This window comes from Roseateles sp. P5_E11, assembly GCF_054049355.1.
Genome location: NZ_JBFUMO010000207.1, coordinates 1 through 9,137, shown reverse-complemented (window position 1 = coordinate 9,137; position 9,137 = coordinate 1). Strand labels below are relative to the sequence as shown.

7 protein-coding genes, 1 tRNA gene and 2 pseudogenes are annotated in these 9,137 nt (G+C 66.6%); 8 read left to right on the top strand and 2 right to left on the bottom strand.

The annotated features are described in order from the left end of the window. The coding region (locus tag ACXJKR_RS16290; protein WP_457323711.1) for a LemA family protein at window positions 1–344 on the top strand (344 nt) is incomplete at its 5' end. A 28-nt stretch (window positions 345–372) separates the two neighbouring features. Here the strand turns inward: ACXJKR_RS16290 and folE are convergent. Continuing rightward, window positions 373–1,065, bottom strand: coding sequence for a GTP cyclohydrolase I (gene folE / locus ACXJKR_RS16285; RefSeq protein WP_056205638.1), 693 nt, complete (start codon window positions 1,063–1,065; stop codon window positions 373–375). A 43-nt stretch (window positions 1,066–1,108) separates the two neighbouring features. Between folE and rsmB the strand changes: the two genes are divergently transcribed. From rsmB to ACXJKR_RS16250, 7 genes and pseudogenes are all read left to right on the top strand, one after another. Beyond that, entirely contained in the window at window positions 1,109–2,449 is a 1,341-nt protein-coding gene (gene rsmB / locus ACXJKR_RS16280; protein WP_457323710.1) for a 16S rRNA (cytosine(967)-C(5))-methyltransferase RsmB, read from the top strand. A 1-nt stretch (window position 2,450) separates the two neighbouring features. Then, entirely contained in the window at window positions 2,451–3,011 is a 561-nt protein-coding gene (locus ACXJKR_RS16275; protein WP_457323709.1) for a DUF4390 domain-containing protein, read from the top strand. Next, window positions 3,008–5,293, top strand: coding sequence for an ATP-binding protein (locus ACXJKR_RS16270; protein ID WP_457323708.1), 2,286 nt, complete (start codon window positions 3,008–3,010; stop codon window positions 5,291–5,293). The genes ACXJKR_RS16275 and ACXJKR_RS16270 overlap by 4 nt, the downstream gene beginning before the upstream one ends. A 6-nt stretch (window positions 5,294–5,299) precedes the next feature. Further along, window positions 5,300–5,668, top strand: a pseudogene (locus ACXJKR_RS16265) (response regulator); the annotation flags it as partial. Between the two features lie 144 nt (window positions 5,669–5,812). Then, window positions 5,813–5,998, top strand: a pseudogene (locus ACXJKR_RS16260) (helix-turn-helix domain-containing protein); the annotation flags it as partial. Between the two features lie 77 nt (window positions 5,999–6,075). Beyond that, a tRNA-Phe gene (locus tag ACXJKR_RS16255) sits at window positions 6,076–6,151 on the top strand. A gap of 1,189 nt (window positions 6,152–7,340) precedes the next feature. Beyond that, window positions 7,341–7,601: a hypothetical protein gene (locus tag ACXJKR_RS16250; RefSeq protein WP_457323707.1), complete on the top strand. Its 261-nt coding sequence runs from the start codon at window positions 7,341–7,343 to the stop codon at window positions 7,599–7,601. A gap of 239 nt (window positions 7,602–7,840) precedes the next feature. Here ACXJKR_RS16250 and ACXJKR_RS16245 read toward each other — a convergent pair. After that, the coding region (locus ACXJKR_RS16245; RefSeq protein ID WP_457323706.1) for a carbohydrate ABC transporter substrate-binding protein at window positions 7,841–9,137 on the bottom strand (1,297 nt) is incomplete at its 5' end.

Genomic DNA, 9,137 nt, shown 5'->3' with positions numbered 1-9,137 from the left:
CGTTCGATGCCTTGGCGAGCGCGCAGGCGGAATCGCAAGCCGCAGCCCTGGCCTCGCGGAGCAAGCCCTGGGCACCCGACCCGGTCGGCAGCCTGGCCGTGGCCAGCGCGCTGCACGCCGCGGCGCTGACCCGCTTGCTGTCTCTGCTGGACCATCAGCCCGAGCTGCGCAGCGAAACCGAGATCGACGGCCTGGTCAGCGAGCTGAAACTGATCGAGCGCCAGCGCGCATTCGCGCGGCAGGTGTTCAACCAGGCGGTCGGCCAGTACAACGAGGCCTTGCACCAGTTCCCGACGCGGGTGCTGGCGAATCTCTACGGCTTCAGCGAAGCGCGCTCGCTGTAGGCGGTCGGGCCGAGACTGGACGAGGGGCTCACGACTTCTTCATCAGCGACAGGAACTCCCGCCGCAGATTGGGATCGGTCAGGAAAGCCCCGCGCATGACGCTGTTGGTCATCGCGGCCTCGATGTCCTTGACGCCGCGCCAGTGCATGCAGAAGTGGTCGGCCTCCATGACGACGGCCAGGCCGTCGGGCCGCACGCGGGTCTCCAGCTCGTTGGCCAGCATGATCACGGCCTCTTCCTGGATCTGCGGGCGGCTCATGATCCAGTCCGTCAGGCGCACGTACTTCGACAGGCCAATCAGGTTGGAATGCTCGTTGGGCATGATGCCGATCCACACCTTGCCGATGATGGGGCAGAGGTGGTGGGAGCAGGCGCTGCGCACGGTGATGGGGCCGACGATCATCAGCTCATTGAGGCGGCTGATGTTGGGGAATTCGGTCACCGTCGGCGCCTCGGCGTAGCGGCCGGCAAACACCTCGCGGACGAACATCTTGGCGACGCGCTTGGCGGTTTCCTGCGTGTTGTGGTCGCTGTCGGTGTCGATGACCAGGCTCTTCAGCACTTCCTGCATGCGGGTCTGCACCTCAGCCTGCAGCGCGTCGAGTTCACCGGGCTCGATGTAGGCGGCGATGTTGTCGTTGGCGTGGTGGCGGCAGCCGGCCGACACGAGGCGGTAGCGGATGCGTTCGGAAACGGGCGCGTCGGGGGCGGGTGCATTCATGGGCGCGAATTCTCCGGCCAAAGCCCGCTCCTACACTGGCGCGATGTCCCAAAGCCCCCAAGCCGGCTCGATGTCGGCTCCCCTGCACCGGCTGCTGTCCCAGGCCGCCGATGCCGTCCAGGGCGTGCGCGAGGGCAAATCCCTGACCGAGCTGCTGGGCCGCGTGCCCGCCGACCTGCGCCCCGGCACCCAGGCCCTGGCCTTCACGGCGCTGCGCCGCCTGGGCGGCGCCGAAGCGGCCCGCCAGCAGCTCGCGCCCAAGGCGCCGCCGGCGCGCGTCGACGCGTTGCTGCTGACTTCGCTGGCCCTGCTCTGGCCCGACCCCGAGCCCGATTCGTCGCCCATGTACGCCGACCACACCCTGGTCGACCAGGCCGTCCACGCCGCCAAGCAGCGCGCGCCGGCCAGCGCTGCCTTCATCAACGCCGTACTGCGTCGCTTTCTGCGCGAACGCGGCGCCATCGTCGCCGCCGCCGAGCGCAGCCCGCTGGGCGCCTTCAACCACCCGGCCTGGTGGGTCGAGAAGCTGCGGCTGGACTGGCCGGCGCAGTGGCAGGCCCTCCTGGCCGCCAACAACCGCCCACCGCCGATGACGCTGCGGGTGCACGCCCAGCGCGCCACGGCGGATGACTACGTGAAGCGCCTGGCGGCCGCCGGCATCGCGGCACGCACCCTGGGCGCTCCCACGCCCCAGGCCGTTGTGCTGGACAAGCCCGTGCCCGTGTCGGCCCTGCCCGGTTTTGCCGAGGGTCTGGTGTCCGTGCAGGACGCGGCCGCCCAGCTCGCCGCTCCGCTCGTCGTCGGCGCAGGCCTCAAGCCGGGTGCCCGCGTGCTGGACGCCTGCGCCGCACCGGGCGGCAAGACGGCCCATCTGCTGGAACTGCAGCCCGACCTGCAGCTGACCGCGCTGGACGCCGACGCGCAGCGCCTCATCCGCGTGCAGGACAACCTCAACCGCCTGCAGCAACAGGCGACGCTGAAGGCCGCCGATGCCCGCCAGACCGGCACCTGGTGGGATGGCCAGCCTTTCGACGCCATCCTCCTTGACGCCCCCTGCAGCGCCTCCGGCATCGTGCGCCGCCACCCCGACGTGCGCTGGCTGCGCCGCCCCGATGACATCACCGCCCTGGCCCGCATCCAGGCCGAGCTGCTGGACGCGCTGTGGCCGCTGCTCGCGCCGGGCGGCCGCCTCGTCTACGCCACCTGCTCTGTCTTCCGCGCCGAAGGCCAGGCCCAGCTCGACGCGTTTTTGCAACGCCAAACTGACGCCAAGTCCCATGCCGTGCCCGGGTTCACAGGTCACCTGCTGCCCCTGGCTGACAATGGTTCGCAACAGCAGTCGCCTCTGGACGGCTTTTTCTACGCACTGATCACGAAACCCTGATTTGTTCGCCCGGATCGCCATCGCCGCCTTCTTTGCCGTGCTGCTCGCCCTGGCCCCCGGGCCGGCGCGGGCAGACGGCATCGAGCTGTCCCAGCTGTCCGCGCGCCGCGCCGACGACGGCCTGGACCTGAGCTTCACGACTCATTTCGAACTCAGTCACCCCGCCGAAGACGCACTGCACAAGGGGGTGCCGCTGTATTTCGTCGTTGAGGCCACCGTGCTGCGCAACCGCTGGTACTGGCGCGACGCCCGCGTCGCCCGCGCCGAGCGCACCTGGCGCCTGGCCTGGCAGTCCCTGACCCGGCAGTACCGCGTCTCCAACGGCGGCCTGCACCAAAGCTTCGCGACGCTGGACGAAGCGCTGACCGCGATGCGCGGCCAGAGCGCCTGGCATATTGCCGAGGCCAAGGACATCGAGGACGGCGGCAGCTACTACCTCGAGTTCAGCTACAAGCTCGACGTCACCCAGCTGCCGCGCCCCATGCAGATCGGCCTGCAATCGGGCTTTGCGCTCAGCATCGAGCAGAAGCGCTACTTCGCGCCCGACTTCACTCTGAAATGACCAAGGTTTCGCGTTGGGGCTGGGTCATCACCCTGGTGACCCTGACGGGCGTGGCCGGTGTGCTGGCCTTCGTGCTCATCGTCGGCACCACGTCCGAGCGTGCCTTCTTCGAGCGCCACTACAACTGGCTCTACTGGGTCAATGTGGGGGTCGCCGTGGTGCTGACCCTGGTCATCCTGACGGCCGCCGTGCGCCTCGTTTTGCGTGTGCGCAGTGGCCGCTTCGGCAGCCGACTGCTGCTCAAGCTGGCGAGCATCTTCGCGCTGGTGGGCATCGTGCCCGGCGTGATGATCTACGCCGTCTCCTACCAGTTCGTGAACCGCAGCATCGAGACCTGGTTCGACGTGCGCCTGGCCAGCGCGCTGGAGGCTGGCCTGAACCTCGGCCGCGGCACGCTGGACGCCATGGTGAGCGACCTCGGCACCAAGACGCGTGACGCCGCCGACCAGCTCGCCGAAAGCAGCACGCCGCAGTTGCTGGCGCTGGAGCGCCTGCGCGACAAGCTTGGCGCCCGCACGGTCGCCGTCGTCGGCGCCAACGGCCAGATCCTGCTGGAGGGCGGCGGCGATACCCGCCAGCTCACGCCCGACCGCCCCAGCAGAGCCATGCTGGACAAGGCCCGTGGCAGCGTGGCCAGCCAGCTCGAAGGGCTGGAGGACGAGGCCGCAGCCCTGGAAGGCGGCGCCCAGATCCGCACGCTGGCGCGGATGCGCAATACCGAGTTGCGCCTGGGGCTGGACGAGCGCTACCTGATGGTCATCCAGCGCATTCCGGCCAGCATGCTGACCAATGCCCTGGCGGTGCAGACCGCCAACGCCGAATACCAGCAGCGCTCGCTGGAGCGCGTCGGCCTGCGCCGCATGTACCTGGGCACGCTGACATTGGTGCTCATCCTGGCCACCTTCGCGGCCCTGCTGCTGGCCGTGACGCTCGGCAACCAGCTCGCGCGGCCGCTGCTGATGCTGGCCGACGGCATGCGCCTCGTGGCCCAGGGCGACCTCTCCGCGCGCCCCGTGCTCGCCTCGCGCGATGAACTCGGCGGCCTGACACGCTCCTTCGCCGACATGACCGGCCAACTGGCCGACGCGCGCGCGCAGGTGTCGCGCACCGTGGCCGAGCTGGACGCCGCCCGCACCCACCTGCAGACCATCCTCGACAACCTGACCGCCGGCGTCCTCGTCATCGACGCCGACGGCTTCCTCGAGACCGTCAACCCCGGCGCGACGCGCATCCTGCGCCTGCCGCTGTCGGCCTACATCGGCCGCCCATTGGCCGACCTTGCCCCGCTGGCCGAGTTCTCCGCGGCGCTGGACCAGCGCTTCGAGCAGCACCTCGGCCGCGACAGCGGCGAGCGCGACATGGACCGCGAGCTTTGGCAGGACTCCTTCGAGCTCAAGCTCGACCCCAAGCAGGACCCGCTGACCCTGCTCGTGCGCGGCGCGCCACTGCCGCAGGCGGCCCGCCTTGTCGTCTTCGACGACATCTCCGAGGTGGTGTCGGCGCAGCGCTCGGCCGCCTGGAGTGAGGTCGCGCGCCGCCTCGCCCACGAGATCAAGAACCCGCTGACGCCCATCCAGCTCTCGGCCGAGCGCATGCAGCACAAGCTCGAAGCCAAGCTCGAAGGTACCGACCAGGCCATGCTCGTGCGTTCGGTGGCCACCATCGTCAACCAGGTGCAGGCCATGAAGCAGCTCGTCAACGAGTTCCGCGACTACGCCCGTCTGCCGTCGGCCCAGCTCAAGCCCCTGGATCTGAACGAGCTGATCCACGAGGTGCTCAGCCTCTACGCCGAGCCGCAGGAGCGGGGACGCTTGACGGCCGAGCTGGCCGCCAACCTGCCCCACATCAAGGGCGATGCCAGCCAGCTGCGCCAGGTCATCCACAACCTCGTGCAGAACGCCCTGGACGCCGTGCACGAGCGCCCCGATGGCCATGTGGCCGTGCGCTCCTCGTTGTCCGTGACCGAGGGCGGCACGCCGCGTTCGGTGCGCCTGCACATCGTCGACAACGGCCCCGGTTTTGCCGAAAAAGTGCTAAAGCGCGCCTTCGAACCTTATGTGACAACCAAGGCCAAGGGCACCGGCCTGGGCCTGGCCGTCGTGAAGAAAATTGCCGACGAACACGGCGCCCGCATCTCCTTGCGCAACCTGCATCCGGCTTCCGATGCGGGTTCTCCCCCGGACGGCAGTCAGGAGGCTGTCGTGACCGGCGCGCAAGTTTCGCTATCATTTTCGAATCTGGCACCTGCCACCGAGCCCGGTGCACAGGCTGCCAAGACCTAAGGATTCATGGCCACGATTCTTGTTGTCGACGACGAACTGGGCATCCGTGCCCTGTTGTCCGAAATCCTCAGCGACGAGGGACACACCATTGAGCTTGCCGAGAACGCCACCCAGGCGCGGGCGGTGCGTGAACGCATGCGCCCGGATCTCGTGCTGCTCGACATCTGGATGCCCGACGTCGACGGCGTAACGCTGCTCAAGGAATGGGGCAGCGCCGGCGTGCTGACCATGCCCGTCATCATGATGAGCGGCCACGGCACCATCGACACGGCGGTGGAGGCCACCAAGTTCGGTGCCATCGCCTTCCTCGAAAAGCCGATCACGCTGCAGAAACTGCTGCGCGCCGTCGAGCAGGCGCTGGTCAAGACTGCCCCGCCGCGCCCCGCGCCAGCGGCGGTCGGCATGGCCAACAGCTATGCCCGCCCCGAGATGAGCCCGATGCAGGCTGCGCCCGCCAGCCTCGCGGGCAACAGCCACATGCCTGGCAACGCATTGGCGTCCGAGCAGAGCTTCGAGCTCGACCGCCCGCTGCGCGAGGCGCGTGACGCCTTCGAGAAGAGCTACTTCGAGTTCCATCTCGCCAAGGAAAACGGCTCCATGACCCGCGTCGCCGAGAAGACCGGCCTGGAGCGCACCCACCTCTACCGCAAGCTCAAGCAACTGGGCGTCGACCTGAGCCGCAACAAGCGTGGCAGCGGCGGCTGACGTAGCAAAAGCTGCGCGGCCTGTGCTACAGTCGCGGACTTCGCTGAACGGCGCCAGCCATTCGGGAAGCAGATCAAGGCCTGGTAGCTCAGTTGGTAGAGCAGCGGATTGAAAATCCGCGTGTCGGTGGTTCGATTCCGCCCCAGGCCACCAGACAAGAACGGCACCCTTCGGGGTGCCGTTTGCGTTTGGGGGTTTGGGGCGGATGAGAACCACCGAGTGGTTCGCTCAAGGCAGTCCGGTGGACTGCCTTGGACGTGGCCTCTGGCCACGGGCCGAGCGCCTAGCGAGGCCGAGGGATCGGTCCGACCGATCCCGAGCATTCCGCCTGTCGTCGCAGGGCATCGACTTCGTCGAAGCTACAAGCACTTAGAGCAAGCGCCGCGTAGTTCGTCTACCCGGGGCTTTTCTACAATTCGATGCGGGGTCTACAAAACGCGTCGGAGGCGTTAGCGCAGTGGCACTGTATAAATTCAGCGCGGTCAAATGGTGCGACGGCCTGGCTCAGGTCGGGGTCCTGCGCGTTGGCACCCTGCAGGACTTTCGGCGTATTGAACACAAGCGAGGCGTTGCGGACCCTGACGAAGGTAAAAAGTCCCTCTACCACGGCGTTGACGCGGAGGTTTTCAAGGGAGGGACCGAGCGCGCTAAAGCATTTGGGGAAGCGTTTCGCTTCCCGATTGGCGATGGGGCGAGCTGAACATTCAAAGCATCAGCTTCGAGCGCGAGCTGAACTCTCAAGACCTGTTCGTGTACTGCTTGGCGTCACGCTTCTCAACGGCGATTCTTAGAGAGTTTGAGGACGCAGATGCGTGCGTCAAAATCACCCACGTGGCCAAGTTCTGTCAGGCGATAACGAGCGCGCTGCAATCGAGGATCGCAGTCCAATTCTTGGGAATCCGTCCAGTGGCTTATGCGGAGCGCCGCGAGCAATGGAATGGGGTGGATCTCGGCGAGCACCCTGCACTTATCAAGGCGCCGAACTTTGCGTCTCAATGTGAGATTCGGGCTCTATGGCTACCGCTTGGAAGCGACCCGATCAAAGCTGAGATGTTTGAGTCGACGGAGGCCTACCGCTACTGCGAGCGCGYTTTGTAGCCAAGCAATGGCTACTTATCGGTAAGCATCCAGCGAACTCATCTTGAACGGCTCGCCCGTGATGGTCAGGATGGTGTCCACCAAACCAGTGAACTGACCCCCAGAAGTTGGACGGCCAGTGTGCGTGCCTTGGCGATGATGTGCAACCGAGTTAGGCAGCAGGTCGGGCGTCGGCCTTGCAGCGACATCGGCTTGGTGCAGCCAAAATGGAGGTGGTCTAGACGTCGTGAGCCGGAGACTAACAGTGGCCAAAAGCAGGGTTTTCAGGTGGTTTTTTGCCCTGGCGATTCTTCTGTCGGGAATCATCTCGTCGATCTACTCGGCCAAGTGGCTTCAAGGCGTGTTTGGGTTGCCATCGTTCGTGATCATGAGCCGCCACGGTAGTGCGAGCGACCTCGTGGTCCTTGCGATCACGATGCCTTTGCTCATCGTCTATCTGTTCGTCGTTCCCAAGCTTTTTCGCGTGGACCACAACGAATTGGGCCGAATGCTGAGGGGGGAGTGAGTTCAGGCGCTCGCGCGGCCGGGCGTTGATCCGGTCGATCAACTGGCCAACTCGCCGGTGATCTCGATGGCTCGCTTGGTCTTGTTCTGGACGATCCACAGTGCGCCGTCGTGCGCGCGCCCCGGCGTGAGCAGCGAGCGCATTGCCGCGCTCACATGCAATCGCAACGCGCAAGAAAAAGACCCGGCGCTTCGCCGGGCCAGACGCGCAATCGCCATCGGCGACGGACAGTCGCTTGCTCAGCGAACCTTCCCCGACTTCCACGCATTCAGCAGCGTGTCGTAGGCAATCGTTTCGCCCTTGGGTTTCTCATTGGCGAGCTTCTTCCACGGTGCGCTCTTGTCGGACAGCCACTTGCCCGGGTCTTCCTTCTTGTTGAGCTTGGGCGCGCAGCGGGCCATGCCGGCGCGCTCTAGGCGGCTCATGACCTGGTCCATCYCCTCGGCCAGGTTGTCCATGGCGGCCTGCGGGGTCTTCTCACCCGTCACGGCGACGGCGACGTTCTTCCACCAGAGCTGCGCGAGCTTGGGGTAGTCGGGCACGTTGGTGCCGGTCGGCGTCCATGCGACGCGGGCCGGGCTGCGATAGAACTCCACCAGGCCGCCGAGCTTCGGCGCCAGGTCGGTCATCGCGCTGCTGCGGATGTCGGACTCGCGAATGGGCGTCAGGCCCACGATGGTCTTCTTGAGCGAAACGGTCTTGGCGGTCACGAACTGCGCGTACAGCCAGGCTGCCGCCGTCTTGTTGGCATCGTGCGCTTCGAAGAAGGTCCATGAGCCCACGTCCTGGTAGCCGTTCTGCATGCCTTGCTTCCAGTACGGGCCGTTCGGGCYCGGGGCCATGCGCCACTTCGGCGTGCCGTCSGCGTTGACCACCGGCAGGCCGGGCTTGGTCATGTCGGCGGTGAAGGCGGTGTACCAGAAGATCTGCTGGGCGATCTGGCCCTGGGCCGGCACGGGGCCGGCCTCGCCGAAGGTCATGCCGGTGGCTTCCTTCGGGGCGTATTTCTTCATCCAGTCGACGTACTTGGTGAGTGCGTAGACGGCCGCGGGCGAATTGGTGGCGCCGCCGCGCGACACGCTGGCGCCGAGCGGTGTGCAGCCGTCGGGTGAGGCGCGGATGCCCCACTCGTCGACCGGCTTGCCGTTGGGGATGCCGATGTCGGCCGTGCCGGCCATTGAAAGCCAGGCGTCGGTGAAGCGCCAGCCGAGCGACGGGTCCTTCTTGCCGTAGTCCATGTGGCCGTAGATGGGCTTGCCGTCGATGGTCTTCACGTCGTTGGAGAAGAAGTCGGCGATGTCCTCGTAGGCGCTCCAGTTCAGCGGCACACCCAGCTCGTAGCCGTACTTGGCCTTGAACTTCTGCTTCAGGTCCGGCCGGGCGAACAGGTCGGCGCGGAACCAATACAGGTTGGCGAACTGCTGGTCGGGCAGCTGGTAGAGCTTCTTGTCGGGGCCGGTGGTGAAGCTGGTGCCGATGAAGTCGGCCAGGTCGAGCCCCGGGTTCGTCCACTCCTTGCCCTTGCCGGCCATGTAG